The organism is Chryseobacterium sp. JV558 (genome assembly GCF_033712365.1).
GTDB lineage: Bacteria > Bacteroidota > Bacteroidia > Flavobacteriales > Weeksellaceae > Chryseobacterium.
This window is the reverse complement of the sequence record NZ_WJHU01000003.1, coordinates 609,749-629,400: the sequence shown is the minus strand read 5'-3', so window position 1 is coordinate 629,400 and position 19,652 is coordinate 609,749. Positions and strand designations below refer to the sequence as shown.

General features: G+C 35.2%; 18 protein-coding genes. 5 read left to right on the top strand and 13 right to left on the bottom strand.

Annotated elements, in window-relative coordinates:
- Nucleotides 1-28: 28 nt before the first annotated feature.
- From lepA to GFU89_RS13800, 5 genes are all read right to left on the bottom strand, one after another.
- Nucleotides 29-1,825, bottom strand: a complete 1,797-nt coding sequence (gene lepA, locus GFU89_RS13820; protein ID WP_318847680.1) for a translation elongation factor 4 — start codon at nt 1,823-1,825, stop codon at nt 29-31.
- A gap of 130 nt (nt 1,826-1,955) precedes the next feature.
- Nucleotides 1,956-2,993, bottom strand: coding sequence for a hypothetical protein (locus GFU89_RS13815; protein WP_318847679.1), 1,038 nt, complete (start codon nt 2,991-2,993; stop codon nt 1,956-1,958).
- 94 nt (nt 2,994-3,087) lie between these two features.
- Nucleotides 3,088-3,597: a hypothetical protein gene (locus tag GFU89_RS13810; protein ID WP_318847678.1), complete on the bottom strand. Its 510-nt coding sequence runs from the start codon at nt 3,595-3,597 to the stop codon at nt 3,088-3,090.
- A 6-nt stretch (nt 3,598-3,603) separates the two neighbouring features.
- Complete coding sequence (locus GFU89_RS13805) at nt 3,604-4,146, bottom strand: hypothetical protein (RefSeq protein ID WP_318847677.1); 543 nt, start codon at nt 4,144-4,146, stop codon at nt 3,604-3,606.
- Nucleotides 4,147-4,164: 18 nt separating this feature from the next.
- A complete protein-coding gene (locus tag GFU89_RS13800; RefSeq protein ID WP_318847676.1) occupies nt 4,165-4,716 on the bottom strand; it encodes an RNA polymerase sigma factor in 552 nt (183 codons plus the stop codon).
- Nucleotides 4,717-4,897: 181 nt separating this feature from the next.
- Between GFU89_RS13800 and GFU89_RS13795 the strand changes: the two genes are divergently transcribed.
- The 4 genes from GFU89_RS13795 (at nt 4,898) to GFU89_RS13780 (ending at nt 9,462) form a co-directional block, all read left to right on the top strand.
- Nucleotides 4,898-5,647 carry a Rossmann-like and DUF2520 domain-containing protein gene (locus tag GFU89_RS13795; protein ID WP_318847675.1) on the top strand — a complete coding sequence of 250 codons (750 nt, stop codon included), beginning with the start codon at nt 4,898-4,900 and terminating at the stop codon, nt 5,645-5,647.
- Nucleotides 5,637-6,155 (top strand): KdsC family phosphatase, encoded by a 519-nt coding sequence (locus GFU89_RS13790; protein WP_318847674.1) that lies wholly within the window; start codon nt 5,637-5,639, stop codon nt 6,153-6,155. The genes GFU89_RS13795 and GFU89_RS13790 overlap by 11 nt, the downstream gene beginning before the upstream one ends.
- 8 nt (nt 6,156-6,163) lie before the next feature.
- The gene (locus GFU89_RS13785; RefSeq protein ID WP_318847673.1) at nt 6,164-6,727 is read left to right on the top strand and encodes a Maf family nucleotide pyrophosphatase; all 564 of its coding nucleotides are present in this window, start codon (nt 6,164-6,166) and stop codon (nt 6,725-6,727) included.
- 149 nt (nt 6,728-6,876) lie between these two features.
- Entirely contained in the window at nt 6,877-9,462 is a 2,586-nt protein-coding gene (locus GFU89_RS13780; protein ID WP_318847672.1) for a tetratricopeptide repeat protein, read from the top strand.
- A 63-nt stretch (nt 9,463-9,525) separates the two neighbouring features.
- Here GFU89_RS13780 and tsaB read toward each other — a convergent pair whose 3' ends face one another.
- The 8 genes from tsaB to rpiB all read right to left on the bottom strand — a co-directional run bounded on the left by tsaB (nt 9,526) and on the right by rpiB (nt 16,818).
- Entirely contained in the window at nt 9,526-10,200 is a 675-nt protein-coding gene (tsaB, locus tag GFU89_RS13775; RefSeq protein WP_318847671.1) for a tRNA (adenosine(37)-N6)-threonylcarbamoyltransferase complex dimerization subunit type 1 TsaB, read from the bottom strand.
- 80 nt (nt 10,201-10,280) lie between these two features.
- Nucleotides 10,281-11,030 carry an SDR family NAD(P)-dependent oxidoreductase gene (locus tag GFU89_RS13770; RefSeq protein WP_318847670.1) on the bottom strand — a complete coding sequence of 250 codons (750 nt, stop codon included), beginning with the start codon at nt 11,028-11,030 and terminating at the stop codon, nt 10,281-10,283.
- Between the two features lie 81 nt (nt 11,031-11,111).
- Complete coding sequence (locus GFU89_RS13765) at nt 11,112-11,483, bottom strand: YraN family protein (RefSeq protein ID WP_318847669.1); 372 nt, start codon at nt 11,481-11,483, stop codon at nt 11,112-11,114.
- 43 nt (nt 11,484-11,526) lie between these two features.
- Nucleotides 11,527-12,456, bottom strand: coding sequence for an LD-carboxypeptidase (locus GFU89_RS13760; RefSeq protein WP_318847668.1), 930 nt, complete (start codon nt 12,454-12,456; stop codon nt 11,527-11,529).
- A complete protein-coding gene (locus GFU89_RS13755) occupies nt 12,453-13,139 on the bottom strand; it encodes a LysE family translocator (RefSeq protein ID WP_318847667.1) in 687 nt (228 codons plus the stop codon). Before GFU89_RS13755 ends, GFU89_RS13760 begins: the two co-directional genes overlap by 4 nt.
- A gap of 245 nt (nt 13,140-13,384) precedes the next feature.
- On the bottom strand, nt 13,385-13,897 hold the full coding sequence (locus GFU89_RS13750) for a hypothetical protein (protein ID WP_318847666.1): 513 nt from the start codon (nt 13,895-13,897) through the stop codon (nt 13,385-13,387).
- Complete coding sequence (gene rnr / locus GFU89_RS13745; RefSeq protein ID WP_318847665.1) at nt 13,890-16,049, bottom strand: ribonuclease R; 2,160 nt, start codon at nt 16,047-16,049, stop codon at nt 13,890-13,892. Before rnr ends, GFU89_RS13750 begins: the two co-directional genes overlap by 8 nt.
- A gap of 334 nt (nt 16,050-16,383) precedes the next feature.
- Nucleotides 16,384-16,818, bottom strand: a complete 435-nt coding sequence (rpiB, locus tag GFU89_RS13740) for a ribose 5-phosphate isomerase B (protein ID WP_318847664.1) — start codon at nt 16,816-16,818, stop codon at nt 16,384-16,386.
- Nucleotides 16,819-17,460: 642 nt separating this feature from the next.
- Between rpiB and GFU89_RS13735 the strand changes: the two genes are divergently transcribed.
- Complete coding sequence (locus tag GFU89_RS13735; RefSeq protein WP_318847663.1) at nt 17,461-18,651, top strand: phosphoglycerate kinase; 1,191 nt, start codon at nt 17,461-17,463, stop codon at nt 18,649-18,651.
- Nucleotides 18,652-19,652: the final 1,001 nt, after the last annotated feature.

Below are 19,652 nucleotides of genomic sequence, written 5' to 3'. Positions count from 1 at the left end.
AGCGGTTTTTTTTATAATGAATTAATAATTAATCATTTAGCTTTAATACAGCCATGAATGCTGATTGCGGTACTTCTACTCTACCAATCTGCTTCATTTTCTTTTTACCTTCTTTCTGCTTTTCCAATAGCTTACGCTTTCTGGAAATATCCCCACCATAACATTTTGCGGTAACGTCTTTTCTTAGGGCTTTAATAGTTTCTCTTGCGATTACTTTCGTCCCTAACGCAGCCTGAACAGCAATATCAAACTGTTGTCTAGGAATCAGCTCACGAAGCTTCTCACACATTCTTTTACCGATGTAATAAGCATTAGAATCGTGAATCAATGAAGATAAGGCATCTACCATATCACCATTGATCAGGATATCCATTTTTACAAGCTTGGAAGCTCTGAATCCGATTGGGTGGTAATCGAATGAAGCATATCCTTTAGAGATTGATTTTAATCTGTCATAGAAGTCGAATACAACCTCAGCAAGAGGCATATTGAAAATTAATTCAACTCTTTCTGACGTCAGATAACTTTGGTTAACCATTTCTCCTCTTTTTTCGATACATAAAGTCATTACGGCTCCTACGAAATCGGATTTCGTAATGATAGAAGCCTTAATGAAAGGTTCTTCTACTCTATCCATCGTGGAAGGATCCATCATTTCAGACGGGTTGTTGATCAAGATCGGAACTTCAGGTTCTTTTTTAGTATATCCAAAATAAGAAACGTTGGGTACTGTTGTGATCACGTTCATATTGAACTCTCTGTCAAGACGTTCCTGAACAATTTCCATGTGAAGCATTCCTAAGAATCCGCAACGGAAACCAAAACCAAGTGCTGCAGAACTTTCCGGCTCGAAAACCAGGGAAGCATCATTCAGTCTTAATTTTTCAAGAGAGAATCTTAATTCTTCAAAATCCTCAGAATCAATAGGGTAAATACCGGCAAATACCATTGGTTTTACTTCCTCAAATCCATCAATCGGTCCATCAGCTGGTTTTTCAAAAGAAGTAATAGTATCACCTACTTTTACTTCACGGGCATCTTTAATCCCAGAAACCAGATATCCTACATCACCACACTGAATGGTTTTCTTTGGAACCTGCTTTAGTTTTAGAGTACCTACTTCATCAGCACCATATTCTTTCCCTGTAGCAAAGAATTTGATCTTTTCATTTTTAGAAATACTTCCGTTTACAATTTTAAAATAAGCTTCAATCCCTCTGAACGGGTTGTATACAGAGTCGAAAATCAAAGCCTGAAGCGGACCATCAGGATTTCCTACCGGTGCAGGAATTCTATCTACGATCTGCTCCAGAAGATGGTGAACACCTTCTCCTGTTTTTCCTGAAACTCTTAAAACATCTTCATATTCACATCCGATAAGATTCATAATCTCATCTGTTACTTCTTCAGGATTGGCAGACGGAAGGTCAATTTTATTTAGAATCGGAATGATCGTCAAATCATTTTCCAATGCCAGATACAGGTTACTGATGGTTTGTGCCTGAATACTTTGTGCAGCATCAACGATAAGAAGTGCTCCTTCACAGGCAGCAATAGAACGGGATACTTCATAAGAAAAGTCAACGTGTCCCGGTGTATCAATAAGGTTTAAAATATATTTTTCTCCTTTATACTCATAATCCATCTGGATAGCGTGCGACTTGATCGTAATCCCACGTTCTTTCTCCAAATCCATATCATCAAGCGTCTGAGACTGTAATTCTCTTTGGGTAACCGTATTCGTGTACTCCAATAGACGGTCTGCCAAGGTACTTTTACCGTGGTCGATATGAGCGATTATGCAAAAATTTCGTATGTTTTTCATTTAAGAATCTTGTAATTTGCAAAGATAAAAAAAAGCGAGAGATTATTGTCTTTCATTATCTTATTGTATGAATTTATTTAAATTTCCAATAGAAACCCTTGTTTTCTAATCAATCCATCCGGAAACATTTTTATTTTTCAAAAATATATCCTCCGGTTAAAGAATCCAGATAAACATTAGATTCCATCGTAGATCTGAAACCAACACCTTGAACAGCTCCTGCATTGGTACTGGATGAGGAATCTATGGCAGCACCAATTAATGCCCCTACCAAACCTCCTGCTAAGGCTCCTACAAATAATCCTCCAGTTTGATTGGCTGCAAAAAGATTGGTTCTTGAAGAATAAATGAAAAAACCTCTGGAATCTTTTTTTATTTCATCCATTCCTACTGGTGTTGTTTTATAAGCTTTTCCGTTTTCTACATAGCAATACATTTTAAAAAGAGAAGTTTCCTGACCATTATAATTTAACTGAACCACATTTCCTTTTTTATTTCTTTTGACGGAGTATTCAGGATCCGGCTCCTGATTATGAAACGCTTGAAAGCTGGTATAGACTCCCTCATTAAGAGCATCATTATTAAAAGCTTTGTATCCTTTGTTTAAAAATTCTTCATATCTGATGATTTCATTTTCAGGAATAAAATACCCTTGGGCAATATTGGGATAATAAGAAGCTTTGATAAATTGATTGAATATTTCAGAAATAGTATCTGCCAAGTCTTTCGACGAATGTGCAATTATTTTCGGATTAGAAACAATTACATTATTATATCTTCCAATGAAATAATATTTATCATTTCTTTTAATAAAACTTGAAAGTTTAATTCTGGCTTTTGCATAAGGAAATGTACGGTTACTATCCTGTTCTTCATAAACCTTCAGGTCTTCCAGCATCAGGACAATATCATTATTTCCAAACACTTTATTATCTTCTCTGAATCTGTTTTCAATAAATCCTTTAAGGTCGTCATTTGCAAATTTCAGTTGAACAATATCTTTTTTGTCCTGAATGCTTCCTATATTTCTATCTGACCTACTATCAATAAAGGTAAGTGATTTTGTAAGCCCTTTTCTATCTTTAAGATTATTATTAAGCTCAATAAATTCTGTCTTTTGAGCTGGCCATAAAGATGAAAGCAAAAAGAAGAAAAATAATTTTTTCATTGTTAGTTTTCGGCAAAAATAGGAATTTAGAGCAAAATCAAACGGCTCTCACAGAAAATCTGTAAGAGCCGTCCAACATTAAAAAAATAAACTATTATGGGTTCTGCTTAGGTCCCGAAGCATTATTGTTTCCGTGAGGTTTTCTTTCATCCATTTTATCTTTCATCATTTTCTCGGATTGAAATAACTTCAGAACTTTTTGGCAGGGAATTATCTGCTGCATTTTATCAGCATATTTTTTTCTGTTATCCAGCAGCTTCTGCCCTACTTCAAAGCTTTGCTGCAATTTAGCTTTTGCTTCTTCATCGGTTAGGGTTTCAGGGTCAAAGCCTGGATCAAACTGACTTTTTATTTGCTTCTGGCTATCCAGATATTCATTATACAATTGTGTAAATTCGGCTTTATCACCCGGATCGACATTCAGATTATCCATAATCATATTGTTCCTGAATTTCTTCAGGAAATCTTTTCTCTCTTCCGGAGAAAGATTATTGATGACTTCTTTCCTTTGTTTAGGATCCATCTTTTTCCAATCATAATCTGTCCTCTGGGCATTTAATCCAAAGCCATAAATAATCAAAAACGTCAATAATATCTTTTTCATTTTCTTTTAATTATAAATATCCAAATAAACGTCCTGAGTCGAATTACTTGCTAACTCTGCAATTTCAGAATTAGAAAACGAGTCCAGATATTCATTCATTCGTGTTTCTTCTTTTTTCTTCACGGTTTTCACCGGTTTTGGTGTCTCTATTGTTTTTTCAGATTCGTCTACGCTTTTATAAGCGTAAGCATCTTTATTTTTTTGATTTTCAACTGTTTGATCATTATTTTCAACAGTAGTTAAATCAGATTTTAAAGTTTCATAAGCAAGCTCACCTTCTGTTTTTTGTTCTCCGGTATTGGCAGCATAGGTTGTTTCAGAATTCAATCCTTTCTGAGTAGCCTCATTATCTGAATTGAAGACATAAGTTGCTCCAAAGATCAAAGCCAGTGATGCCGCTGCTGCATACATCCAGTTCAGCTTAAAGACAGGTGCTTTTTTACTTGTCTTTATATCATTCATAACCTTCTCCTGAATATTTTCAAACATATTATCAGGAACTGTGTAAATGTTCTTACGCTCTAATTTTTCTATGTCGAACTCTTTCATCTTTGTTGGGATCAAAAATTATCTTTCGTAATTTTCTTTAATATAATCTTCTATTTTCTGTTTGGCATAATGATAATTCGTTTTCAAAGTCCCTACTGACATATCTACAATTTTTGATATTTCTTCGTAGGGCAAATCATCATAATACCGCATCATAAATACCAGTTTCTGCTTCTCGGGCAGGCTTTGTATAGCATTCTGCAGAAAAATCTGTATTTCTTCGGCATCTCCTTCCGTATTGTCAGCAACCAGATTCTGCATATGATACTCAGGATCTTCATCAGTCTTCTGCATTTTCTTCATTTTGTTCACCTGCTGTAATGCTTCATTGGTAGCAATTCTGTACAACCAGGTATACAACTGGCTATCATTTTTGAACTGATGAAAATTTTGATAAGCTTTAATAAAAGTTTCCTGCAAAGTATCCTGTGCAAGATCTCCGTCCACAATAATTCTTCTTATGTGCCAGTACAATCTGCTTTGATAGGCATCCATCAAGGCACGGACACCTTTATCCTGGGTCCGTGGATTCTGCATCAACGAAATAATTTCCGCGTCCTTAATCTTCATAAGATGCCTTACACTGTTTTGGATTACAAAAATAACTGAAAGTTAAATTAAATCTTCAATTTTCAATTAAATATTTAAAATAATATGAGACACTTACGCAATAAACGTGCCTATATTGAAGTACAGGATTTCCGAAGTCTTCTTCCTTTTCCGGCTCAGCTTAAAATCTTATATTTGTTATATGCAAATTGTAATCATCGGTTCCGGAAATGTTGCCTATCATATGGCAAAAGCTTTCACTTTGAAAAGCATTCCCCTGGCCCAGATTTTTGGCAGGAACAAAAAAGAATTAAGTAAAATTTCAGAAGAATTAAACATCCCCTATTCCACAGATCAACTGAAGGAGGCAGATCTTTATATCATCTGTGTGAGTGATCATTCCGTAGAAGAAGTTTCAAAGATCATTACTGAAAAAGATTGTTTGGTTGCCCATACATCCGGATCACTTCCAAAAGAAGCTCTGTCTGGTGAGTACAGGAAGGCCAGCTTCTACCCTTTACAGACTTTTTCAAAATCGAAAGAACTGGAATATGAAAAAATTCCGTTTTTTGTAGAAGCAGAAAATGAAGAAGATCAGAAAATACTGCTTGACCTTGCTTCACAAGTTTCTGAGAAAGTAATGGAAAGCAGCCACGAAAAAAGAAAATACATTCATTTGACAGCGGTTTTCGCCTGTAATTTTGTGAATCATCTTTTTTCAAGGGCTAAAGAAATTTCGGATTCTCAGGAAATTCCGTTTGATTATTTCTTACCACTGATTGATGAAACGGTTCAGAAAATTTATGAAGTTGAACCTAAAGAAGCACAGACTGGTCCTGCCGTGAGAAATGATGTAAGAATTTTGCAGCTGCATGAACAGTTATTAAAAGGCGAAAGTCTTGAAATTTATAAAACAATGAATCATTCTATTCAGAAAATGTATGAGTTATAAAGAGAAATTAAAAGATATTAAAGCATTTGTATTTGATGTTGACGGAGTTTTTACAGACGGAAGTGTTTATCTGCTTCCCGGAGGAAATATGTGCAGGGTAATGAATGTCCTGGATGGCTATGCAGTAGTGAAAGCATTAAAAAATAATTATTTGATTGGAGTGATTACCGGTGGAAATGATGACATGGTAAAACATAGAATCAATTATCTTGGTATCCAGGATTACTATCCCAAATCTCATAACAAAATTGAAGATTTTGAAGATTTCAAGAAGAAACACAATCTTAAAAACGAAGAAATCCTGACGATGGGTGATGACCTTCCGGATATTCATATCATGGAAAGTTCTGCTATTGCAGCCTGTCCTGAAAATGCAGTTCCTGAGGTAAAGGGAATCTCCGATTATATTTCTCCAAAAAAAGGAGGAACCGGAGCTGTACGCGATGTGATTGAACAGGTAATGAAGGTTCAGGGAAACTGGCATGATGATAACACCCAATCTGTATAATTACCGGTATGAAATTACTTTTAGCATCCCAATCACCAAGAAGAAAAGAACTTCTTTCAAGCCTTGGTTTTGAATTTGAAGTGGTAAAAATAGACTGTGAAGAAATTCTTCCGGAACATATAAAAATAGAAGAAGCTGCGGCCTACCTGTCTGATTTAAAAGCAGATGCTTTCAGAAGTCTGGAGACGGATGAAGTTCTGCTGACCGCGGATACGGTAGTAGCTATTGATAATCAAATCCTTGGAAAGCCTAAAGATGAAGCTGATGCCTACAAGATGCTTCAAAGCCTTTCGGGAAGAACCCATCAGGTTTATACAGGAATTACCATCAAAACTGCAGATAAATCGATTACAGAAACCGATGTAGCTGATGTTACGCTTGATGAGCTCTCCGATGAAGAAATAAACTATTATATTCAAAACTATAAGCCTTTCGATAAAGCGGGCAGCTATGGTATTCAGGAATGGCTGGGAATGGCGAAGATCACAAGTCTTACAGGAAGTTTTTATACTATTATGGGACTTCCTACCCATCTTGTCTACAAAATATTGAAAGAAACCTCCCTGATTTAAAAAATGAGTAAGGCCCTAAATATTGATTAAAGAAGAAATAAAATGTTTCCGCAAGAAATATAAATATTATTCATTATAAAATTTTATTATTTTTACAAAATCAGCAAACCGCTGATAATAAAAAGCAGACTAGCGAGTTATATTGAATAATGAAAAAGAATATATTGTTCCTTTTAGTGATATGTCTTGTTGCTTCCTGTGCTACCAAAACAAAAAAGCCGGAGCAACGATCAAAACTATTGAAAGGATTTTCCACATATTACAACACTCTTTTTAATGCGAAAGATGCATTGAACAGTGAGTTTACAACCAGAGATAAAGGACATAAAGACAATTTTTATGCACCTTATATTCCCATTCTTACCTATGAAGAACAGCCTTTGGGAAGTGATCTTGGACAGTCAGAAGCTTTTGCCGAAAACTCCATGAAAATGGCTGAAGTAGCCAACAGACCTTCAGGAAGAGGAAATTCTGGAGTACCCAATATACCTGGAGGACCTCAGGGAAATGCTCCTGCAAGACCTGACGGCGAACAGAGTAAAGGAGCTACTACCCTCGAAATTGCAGAAGCAAAAGCTTTAAAAGCGATTAATAAATATTCTGTGACCAGAAACGGTGAAGAAAAAAACAAGCAGATTTTTGATGCCTATATGATCCTTGTTCAATCGAGAATTTATAGAGGCAAATCTCTGGAAGCGCTGGATGCTCTTAATTATGTGTTCACCCACATGAAAGACGATAAAAGGATCGCCCTGGCAAGAATTTATCAAGGCCTTGCATACAATCAAATCAAAGATTATCACAGAGCTCATGAAACTTTTGCTAAACTGAAAGGAGAAGATATCAATAAGAGCTATAAAAAACTGCTGAGCATCTATTACTCTGAATCTCTGCTGGATGCGGGTAAAAAGGAAGAGGCAGCCAAAGAACTTGATGATGCTTTTGAACTGAACGGCAACAGAAAACTAAAGAGTAGAATTGCTTATCTGAGAGGCCAGGTTTTAGAAAATCTTAATCAGAATGACAAAGCAAGAGAAAGTTATACCGCAGCGTATAAATATGCCAATGATTTTGAATTTGAAGTAAAATCCCAGATTGCCATTGCTAAAACTTTTAATGGTAAGGGTGATTATGCAGGAGCCAAAAACTATCTGGAAGGAATCAGTAAGAAAGGGACTTATGGTTCCAGAAAAAATGAATTTTATTATGCTTTAGGTTTAATGGCCAATAAAGCAGGTAAAAAAGATGAAGCCCAGCAATTCTTCAGAAAGTCCCTGTTTGAAAAGGTTTCTGACCCACAGATCCGTGGATTGGCTTATTATGAAATAGGAAAAAATTATCTTGACAAAAATGATTACATCGGTGCGGGAAGCTATTATGATTCTGCCCTTGCAGTAATGACGTATGAGCCATCAAAAATCTTGTTAAAAGATCAGTCTGCCTACATCAAAAAGATTTCAAAGAATTATTATCTGATCAAAAAGAATGACAGTATTCTTTCTCTGGCAAAGATGGATGAAGGCCAGAAAACAGATTATTTCACGAAATATATAGCAAAACTAAAGATTAAGGAAGAGAAAGAAGAGCAGGAAAGAAGACGTGCAGAAAGGAGCAAAGGATTTGATACCGGAGATTACAGCGCTAATTCTATTTTTGCCAATAGTTCCAATGCTTTTGAGGATTTCGGAGTGACGACCAAAGGATTTTACTTCGGCAATACCGGAACTGTAAGCAAAGGAACATCCACGTTTAAACAAGTCTGGGGAGATCGTGCTCTTGCCGATAACTGGCGTTTTTCCAAGAAAATGGCTTCTATTGAAGATATGAAGAATGAAGCGTTGGGAGTTACTTCAGCCCCTAATCCAAGACGTTTTGAACCTTCTTACTATATTGAGCAGATCCCGACAGATCAAGGTAAATTATCCCAATTGAAAAAGGACAGAGATACTGCTTCATTAGGTCTGGGAATCATGTATCAGAACTATTTTACCAACACTCCCCTAGCGACAAAAACGCTGTATGATCTTGTAGATGTAAAACCGGAAGAAAAAGTAATGCTGCAGGCTCTGTATGAGATTTTTGCCATGAATTATGAGAAGAATCCTCAGATATCCGAAAAGGCAAAACAAATTCTATTGACGGACTATCCTTATACGTCTTATGCTGAATTTGCCAGAAATCCTAAAAACAAATCGTTCGTAAAATCAACGGAAGAAGTTGAAAATGAATATAAAAAAGCATATGCTTTATTTGAATCTGAAAAGTTTGCGGAAAGTAAGGAAGTGATAGATCAGACTCTTCAAAAATTCCCTAAGGATGCACTGGTTCCTAAATTGTACCTGCTCAATGCATTTAATGCAGGAAAAGCCAACGGAAAGGAAGTAATGATTCTGCAGCTTGAACAGATTGCTCTGAATTATTCTAAAACTCCGGAAGGTATAAGGGCTAAAGAAATGCTGGTTTATCTGAAAAGTGATCTCAGCTTCCAGGCAACGGATAATAAAGGAAATGCTGTTCCACAACAACCAGGAGGAGCACCCGTACAGCCTAATGCCCAAAACACTGGCGCTCCGCAAATGAACAACGGAAAAGTACAAAAGCTGGAAAATATCAGTTCACAAACCCTGAATATGGACCCTACTCCACAACAGGGAAATCCTGCTCAGCAACAGCAAAAAAATAAGAAATCAGCAGAAACCAAACCTGCGTCAAAGGCACCGCCAAGACCTCAATAAAATAAAAAAGCGAAGATGTACTCTTCGCTTTTTTTATGCTGTTCTTTATTTTTGATTAAGATCTCAAGAGTTCTTTTTCTTTACTCCATGGAAATCTTTGAGATAGAAAGGTTCAAAATACGCTATATCTTCAAACTCTTTATTCTCTATTTTTTCCAATGTTCTTGTGATAAGATATTGTGCAGAAGGATAAACAGTCTCGTTAAAAACGGCATCAGGAAGATTCAGGATTTCTTTTGCCTTCTTGGCTCCGTCTCCTACAAACAATACTTTTTTATCTCTGAATTCTTCAAAAGAAGTTTCGTCCAAAATTTTAGCTTCGGTCTCAGATAATTCTTTTCCCGTACTTCCGTCATAAACGGCTGTATACACCTCCATTCTCCTCGCATCAATCAAAGGTACTATAAAGTCATAGTTATCGCCTAAAAAAGGCTCTATCATACTTTCGAGGGAATTTATAGCAATCAGAGGAACTTTAAGTCCATAGCAGAATCCTTTTGCAGAGGCTGCGCCAATCCTTAGACCGGTATAAGATCCGGGACCTTTCCCCAAAGAAACGGCTTCGATATCTTTAAGAGCAATCCCCGCTCCTTCCAGTGCCCATTCCACATAGGTATGAAGGCTTTCAGACTGTTTATAGTTTTCGGAAACCTCTTCACACACACACAGTAGTTTTTCATTGTCTGATACCGCTACCGAACAGTTTTTGGATGATGTTTCCAGATATAGAATTTTCATTTTCTTGTTTTAAGCTAAGCAGCAAAATTGCGAAAGCAACATCGCTTTTAATGTTCTGCAAATTTACTCCATTATTTTGACTATTTTCTATAAATAGTTCTTGGTTCTGCCTGAGCAGTCGGGTAGATTGTCATATCAGAAATGCTAACGTGTTTCGGGGCATTCACACAGTAAGCAATGGCATCCGCAATATCTTCTGCCTTCAGAGCTTCGTAGCCAGCATATACCGTTGAAGCTTTCTCGCTGTCCCCTTTGAATCTTACTAAAGAAAAATCGGTTTCTACAGCGCCCGGCTGAATGTTGGTTACTTTGATTCCAAATTCGGTAAGTTCCAGTCTCATTCCTTCAGAAATAACGTCTACTGCTTTTTTCGTTGCACAGTACACTACTCCATTTGCATAGGTCTGCCTTGCTGCCACAGAACTAATATTTACTATATGGCCTAAATTTTTAGTTTTCATAATCGGAATGATCATTTTAGAAACATAGAGTAATCCCTTTACATTTCCGTCAATCATAGAATCCCAGTCATCTGTTTTACCAGCCGAAAGAGGATCCATCCCGTGGGCATTTCCTGCATTATTGATCAGAACATCAATCTCTTTCCAGTTTTCAGGAAGTGAATTTATCGCAGCTTCCACCTCTTCAAGATTCCTTACATCAAACAATAAACTAAATATTTCGGTATATTGAGAAAGCTCTGTTTTTACATCTTCCAACACGTCACTTCTTCTTCCGCAGATAATGATTCTGTTTCCTTGTTTCGCAAGAAGCTCTGCAGTGGCTTTACCTATACCGGAAGTAGCTCCGGTGATTAATACTGTCTTCATAAAATTGTTTATTAACTGTATGAATGGAATACTTTACCAAGAGTATGATATTGCTATCTTCATACATTGTTATATTGATTACTAATTTGCGTCCAATGCCTGAAAAGCATCGGTTATGTGGTCAATCGTTAAATTTTTGTTTTCATCAGGAAGAACGGAGATAATATCAAATCTGACTTCGTTCTCTTTATTAAATTCTTCAAGATAATGGTTGGCAGCAGAAACAATGGATTTTATTTTTGTTTTAGTGACTGCTTCCTGTGGAAGAATGAAAAAATCCGTAGATCTGGCTTTCACTTCCACAACGATAATCAGATTATCTTTTTCAGCAATAATATCAATTTCCGCTTTCTGAAACCGGAAGTTTCTCGCAAGGATTCTGCAGCCATTTTTCTGAAGATAATCGGCTGCAATATCTTCTGCTATTTTTCCAAAATCATTATGATCAGCCATATATTATATTTAAGAGTTTGGAGATAGGAGAGTGGTAGTCTTTTTAAAAATCGATCTTTACTTTAGCACCAATCTTCATTTTAACATTTCCCCCAATTAAAAGTGGTCGGTTATCTTTAATATGTCCATTCGGGAAACCAAATACTACAGGGAATTTATATTTCGAGATTCTCTCTGAGATCAGTTTATAGGCAAATTCATCAAAGCTTTCTTCGTAGCTCTTATTTTCCTTTTCGTCTCCCATATTAGTCATACCTCCTATAATAAGTCCTTTGATCTTATTGAAAACGCCTGCCAGCTCCAGACTCATGATCATGCGGTCTAATGCATAGAAGTTTTCTCCGATGTCTTCAATAAACAGGATTTTATCTTTAAAATCAAAAGAATATTTAGTTCCTAAAAGGGCATAAACAAGGGCTAAATTCCCTCCGATCAATTCTCCTTCAATATTCCCTTCTTTATTGAATTGATTTGATTCAAGGCTGTATTTTAGAGTTTTCCCTTTTAAGATATCAAAGATTAAGTCATAGCTTTCATCAGTAACGCCAAAACTGGATGTCTTGATGGTCTGTCCATGAATGGAAACGAACCCTTTTTTCAACAGATAACTTTGTATCACGGTGTTATCAGAATACCCGATATACCATTTAGGATTTTCAGTAAAACCTTTCATTTTCAGGTGCTGAATCAGATGCTGACATCCATAGCCTCCTCTGGAAGCCCATACCGCTCTGATCTCTGTATCATTGAAAGCCCAATTGATATCTTTTATTCTTTCCTGTTCTGTTCCGGCATAATTATATCCGTTTGAAAATTTCGTGTAAAGATGCTCCCCGAGAACGGGTTCAAAACCTCTACTTTTAATCATTTCTATTCCCTTTTCCATTTGAGAGGCGTCTACCGCTCCTGCAGGGGAAATAACAGCTATTTTGTCTCCTTTTTTAAGAGACTTTGGAAAGATCATTTTTTTCATTTTGTTTTTTGATATTTTACTTCTTTCTTTTCTGCTTCTTCCAGCTGTTTTTCAAACTGATTGAACTTTTTGAAACTCTGCAGGAAGATAAAGAAACTGAAGACAATAAGAATACAGCCAACAACTCTTCTGATTTGATTGGCCAGTTTTTGTGTTAATTTATCGTGAAATTGCTTAGCAAGAAATATCTTGGCAAGATCTATTGAAAGGTAAGTGCCCAGTACTATGCCTATGTATAAAATAAAACTGCTGGTGTCTGGATATTGATTCCTTACAGAAATTACCGTTACCAGCCAGAAAAGGATGACTCCAACATTCAGAAGATTAAAGAAAAAACCATTGAAAAAAGTTTTGAAATAATTTTGACCAATGATTCTTTCTTCACCAGGCATATGCATTTTGGTTTTGGTAACCAGCATCACAATTCCATAGACAAAAATAAGAATAGAGGTGATCCTGTAAAACCCGGGATGTTTGTCTATTAAACTTACAATATCTGTACTGGCATAATAGGCCGCTACAATACATAATAAATCTGCAGTAATCACTCCAAGATCCAGTGATAAGGCATGTTTTGGCCCTCTGGAAAAGCTGGTTTCAATTAAAAGGAAGAAGATGGGTCCTATAAAAACCAGGCTCAGCATAAATCCTAATATGACGGCAGATAGTACAAGTTCTAGCATTAAGTGGTATTTAAAAATGAATAAAATTCATTTCGTTTTATACAAAGTTAGACTTTATGATTTAATTATTCAATAAAGTTGCGATATATCAAGTGGATTTTAAGGAGAGTTTAATGTGAAATTTTTAAGGAAATAGGAGAGGAGTGTCTATTCAAAAGTTTAAAAAAAAACAAAGAGGTCATTTCTAAATGAAATGACCTCTTTTATATTATAGTTTTGCAGAATATGTTCAGCAATCTGATTTTTTATTTTTCCAAACAGTTTTCATTAGAAACAAATTCGAAATCTTTTCTAATTTTAAGACCAAAAATACCTCTTTCAAAGGTATAAATAACCTGATTTTTAAATAGCATTCTTTTATAATCAATCCAAAAACTTCTGGTCATATAAGAATATTCATAAGCGTTTCCACTCAAATAAACGTAAGTTGTCTTTCCTTTCTGATGGCTTCGTACGCTTCCAACTTCTGAAACCATACATTTGAAACAGTATGTTTCTTTCGTGGGATTCATTCCTGTAATATAATTGATCAAAAAGAATCCATTAATTACCAGTGGAAAAGTAACTCCAAAAAAATATTTTCTCTCTTGTTTTTTAATATTGATAATATTTCTTTTAATTAAAATATTACATAATACAACAAGAACGGCCAGAACCAATACAAAAAGATAAAAATTGATAACAGTATTAAAAATAACTGTTATCAATAATATTGCATTTAAGATACTAAAGACAATAGATTTATCTATCTTAGTCATTGTCTACAATCTTGAAATCAAGCTGCTTCTGAATCAGATTTGCTTTTACCACTTTGATCTGAACTTCATCTCCCAGCTGGTATCTGTTTCCATGTCTTATTCCATACACTGCGTGTGTTTTTGCTTCGTACGTGTATGAGTCGTCTACAAGGTCTCTCAGTTTGATCAACCCTTCAGCACCGTTTTCCGGAATTTCAACCCAGAAACCAAATTCTGCCACTCCGGAAATTACACCTCTGAAAGTTTCTCCCAAGTGTTTTTCCATGAATTTCACCTGCATAAACTTGATAGAATCTCTTTCTGCATCTGCTGCCAATCTTTCCATTGAACTGCAATGTTTTGCTTTTTCTTCAAGCTCCGGCCTGTTTGGAGATTTCCCTCCATCCAGATAATGCTGAAGAAGACGGTGTGCAAGCAAATCCGGATAACGACGGATAGGAGAGGTAAAGTGGCTGTAATACTCGAATCCTAGACCATAGTGGCCAATAGGTTCTGTAGAATATACGGCTTTGCTCATACTTCTCATCGCCAGCGTTTCAATCATATTTTCTTCTCCTTTTCCTTTCACATCATGAAGAAGCTTATTCAAAGATTCTGCAACCTTTTTGGTATTGGCAAGATCCATTTTATATCCGAAAGTAGAAACAAAGTCTCTTAAAGATTCCAGTTTTGCCGGATCCGGATCATCGTGAACCCTATAAATAAATGTATTATTGGTGATCTCTTTCTTTTTACCCAGAGATACAAATTCAGACACTTTTTTATTGGCCAAAAGCATAAATTCTTCGATCAGGTGATTGGAATCTTTGCTTATTTTAAAGTAAACTCCAATAGGTTCATTATTTTCGTCAAGATTGAATCTTACTTCACTTCTGTCAAAAGTAATCGCACCTCTTCTGATACGTTCATCACGCATAATCTTAGCCAGCTTGTCAAGAGTATTGATCTCTTCTGCCAGATCTCCCTGTCCCGTTTCGATACGTTCCTGAGCTTCTTCATAGCTAAATCTTCTGTCTGAATGGATAACTGTTCTTCCAAACCACTGTTTCTGAATTTCAGCCTGATCATTCAGCTCAAAAACTGCTGAAAAAGTATATTTATCTTCGTTAGGACGAAGAGAACAAACATCATTACTCAAAACTTCAGGCAGCATCGGGACAACTCTGTCAACAAGATATACTGAAGTTGCTCTTTTATACGCTTCATCATCAAGAATAGTTCCCGGAACTACATAATGAGATACATCTGCAATGTGAACCCCGATTTCCCAGTTTCCAGTTTCCAATTTTCTTATAGATAGAGCATCATCAAAGTCTTTCGCATCCTTAGGGTCAATGGTAAATGTGCAGATACCACGCATATCCCAACGTTTTGCAGCTTCTTCATCAGTAATACTTCTGTCAATTTTATCCGCATCTGCTTCCACTTCCGGTGGAAACTCGTAAGGTAAACCATATTCTGCAAGAATAGAGTGGATCTCTGTTTCGTGTTCTCCGGGAGCTCCTAATACTTTTATAATTTCTCCTTCAGGATTTTTATCTCCAGGTCTCCATTCTGTCATTTTTACAATTACTTTATCTCCATCTTCAGCATTGCTGAATTTTCCCTTCGGAATAAAGATATCGGTATTGATTGATTTTTTATCACAAACAACAAACCCAAAATCTTTATGAGCAACCTTCTGAAATGTTCCTACAAACTCAGTTCTGTTTCTCTCCAAAACCTCCAGAACAGAGCCTTCCAGTTTCTTTCCTTTATAATGATAAGTTATAATAAGAACCTTATCTCCCTGCAGGGCATCCTTGACATTTTTGGAGTGAACGAAGACATCATCTTCCAATCCTTCTACCTTTACATAGGCATTTCCACTTTGGTTGAAATCAATAATTCCGGTAAGCGTTCCTGCAATTTTCAGGTTCACTATATATTTTCCTTTTTCTACTTCTTTTATCTTTTCAGATCCCTGAAGTTTATGCAGTGCCTGGATAACAAGTTCTCTTTGTCTTGGATTTTTGTAATCTATTCCTTCAGCGATCTGCTTATAATTATAAATTTTGGATGAATTTGCATTCATAAAACGGAGGATCAATCTTCCGATCTCCATCATTTTTAAATCATTTTTATGACTTATATATTTTCTTTTTTTTGGCATTTTAATTTTCTTTTAAATGTTTTGGTCTTAGCTTAAATAAAACCTTTTTCTAAATCTTCCTCATTCATTCCTTATATAAGGGTATTCAATTTCATCATTAGATTCTTTCCGTACATCATCAGAAATTATCTTTCAGTTTACTTAGAACGGGAGCTTTAGTTTTGTATAAATTTAATACAATTCTTGAGAAGAAAAGAGAAAACCTTCTATTAAATATATTTCAAATATAAGAAAGGCTTTGGAGAATAATAGAGTGTAATTTCTATTGGACACTGCAAATGTACGAATAAAAAATAAATAAGGCTTGTAATACGATTTACAAGCCTTAGTATATTTAGCAAACTGCAATTTTATCAACTCTGTTCTGGTGTCTTCCACCTTCGAAGTCTGTTGAAAGAAATTTATCTACAATTTCAATCGCCAGTTCCTTTGATATAAATCTTGCAGGTATTGAAATCATATTGGCATCATTATGTTGTCTTGCCAGTGTTGCAATCTCCGGCATCCAGCAAAGAGCGCATCTTATTTTCTGATGTTTGTTCGCAGTGATCTGAACTCCGTTTCCGCTTCCGCAGATTAAAATTCCCAGCTCATTTTCACCGTTTTCCACAGAGGTTGTAGCAGGGTGTACAAAGTCCGGATAATCCACACTGTTTGTGGAAAACGTTCCAAAATCTTGAACTTCAAATTGTTCTGAAAGATAGTTCTTAACAATCTCCTTATATTCATAGCCTGCATGGTCCGCTGCGATAGCAATTTTTCTTTTCATAATACTCTTATTAAGCTTTATTAAATTCTATTTCCTTACAAAGGTAAGAATAATAACAATTCGTGTTAGTAAACCCTGAGTTAATTGTTAAGAGGTATGTTAATAACTGTGGAAAACTTTTCTCAACTTTCTATTTTTAAAGACCAATTTATTTCGTAATGGAAATTCTTTCCGCAAATTTTTACCACAACTTTCCAGATCTTTTCTCAAGCTATCCCCAGGTTTCTCCATAATAAAATAACTAATAATTGATTCTTTTCAGAGTTACCAACATTTGTTAATAAGTATGTGAAATAGCGGGTTTACAAGGATTTATATTGTGAGTTAAATATGAATTGAGTAAAAGTTGAATGTTATCAACTTTCAGCCTAAAACTTATCCCCGAAACTAACAACACTCAACAACAACTACATTATTCTTTTTTTTTAAAGAGATAAAATTGTTGATTAATGGGTGATTGGGTTCGGGGAAAGTTTTTGAAAACTTTTATTTTAATCAATCTGTTGAAAAAGTTTAAAACCTTACATTTGTGAAACGAAAATTCAATGAGATTTATGAAATTGGCTTTGCAGGATTTACGGAAATCAATCTGGGATCTTGCCGCAAGGATTTCATTTGGCTCAGAAAAAAATAAATCTACTTATGAAAACAATCAATGATTTCAATTTTAAAGATAAGAAGGCTCTGGTAAGAGTGGACTTCAATGTTCCTCAGGACGATCAGCTGAAGGTGACAGACAATACGAGAATTGTTGCTGTAAAACCAACAGTGGAGAAGATCCTTAATGATGGTGGTTCTGTCATCTTAATAACACACCTTGGAAGACCTAAGGGGGAGATTAAAGATGAGTTTTCTCTTAAACATATTCTTGGCGAAGTTTCTTCTGTTTTGGGACAGGAAGTAAAGTTTGTTGATGAATGTATTGGCGAAAAAGCGGAGCAGGCTGCTGCTGAACTGAAGCCGGGTGAGATCTTATTATTGGAGAATGTACGTTTTCATAATGAAGAAGAAAAGGGAGATGCAGGTTTTGCTGAAAAACTTTCTAAGTTGGGAGATGCTTATGTAAATGACGCATTCGGAACTGCACATAGAGCTCATGCTTCTACAGCAGTAATTGCTCAATACTTTCAATCAACTAAATATTTCGGTTTACTGATGGCTAATGAACTTAAGGCAATCGATAAAGTATTGAAAAGTGGTGAGAGACCTGTTACGGCTATCCTAGGAGGATCTAAGGTTTCAACTAAAATCACCATTATAGAAAATATTCTTCCTGCAGTAGATAATCTAATCATTGGTGGAGGAATGGCATTTACTTTTATAAAAGCTCTTGGAGGGAAAATTGGTAATTCTTTGGTAGAAGAAGACAAGCTTCCTCTAGCTTTAGAGATTTTAGGAAAGGCTAAAGAACATAAAGTAAAAGTATATCTTCCGTCTGATGCTATCATCGCTGAAAGTTTTAGTAATGATGTAGAAAGAAAAGAAGCTGACATCTATGCAATCCCTGAAGGTTGGATGGGACTTGACGCTGGTCACAAATCCAGAGATCAGTTCAATGATGTATTGTTAAATTCTAGAACGATTCTTTGGAATGGGCCGATTGGAGTTTTTGAAATGTCTCATTTTGCTGGTGGAACAGTTGCCTTGGGTGAAAGTATTGCTGAAGCAACAAGATTAGGAGCTTTCTCTTTAGTGGGAGGTGGAGACAGTGTTGCTTTCGTTAAGCAATTCGGATATGCTGATCAGGTAAGTTATGTTTCTACCGGTGGTGGAGCAATGCTTGAAAGTCTTGAAGGTCTTGAGTTGCCTGGTGTAGCTGCAATCAATAATTAAAAAAATAAATAGATATTTTGAAGTCTGCTAATTTAATTAGCAGACTTTTTTATTATTGAGATTATTGGAAAACCCTTTATTGATCGATGTTTTCAGATGATTTAAGTTATAACTTATAGTTATATTGCTTCGGGTTGAATTCTATTCCAGTTACTTAGATTTTGTAGGACAATTATTTTCCTAAAATTAGCATTACATTAATAAATTTGAATATCCGAATTCCTATGTTTTATGCCTGCATTTTATAATAAAAGCTAGCTCTTTTAAGCCATAAGATAGGAGGCAAGTCAATGTTTTTTTAATGAATTAGTACATATATTTTGTCACTATAAGACTTGAAATTTCATATAATTTGATTGATGTCTATTCAGGTTTATAAAGCCGAATTTTCATATTTTTTTAATTTTGAAATATTTGAATAGGGAAGTGTTGTAAAGGTAATGATCTATAAACTTATGATTCTAAAATTTTCATAATTGTCGATTGAATCTTTGTATTCAATTTCTAAATTCTTCATTTTTTACCAATCTCGAGAATTTTGTTGTAAAATTTAATGTCTATTTCAACGTTTTTAATTAATTATTAATTCACATAATTGTGATAGTGTTTTATTTGTCTGTTTATCAGTTAATAAACCTATTTTAAATATTTTATTTACTTAATTTTATGCTTTTAAAGCTGACAAGAATTTAAAAATTATTCGTTTTAGGGCAGTAATGGGATTATTTCAATGTAGTCCCAGCAGATTTACAATTTTGATAAAATAAATTATAAAAAACATTTTTTAAAATTTTATGTGATTTATGGTCATTGTTTTTTATAATAGAATTTTCTGGCAAATTATTTTATGCTCCCTTGATTTTTTTAAATATGAGATGATCTGAAGATTTTTCAGAAATATTTATTTAGGTCTAATATGGAGTAATTATTTTTTACAGAAATAGTTTTAAGCAGAGTAGGGGAGTTTGAATTTGAAAATTTTTCTTTTTATAGATTTTGAT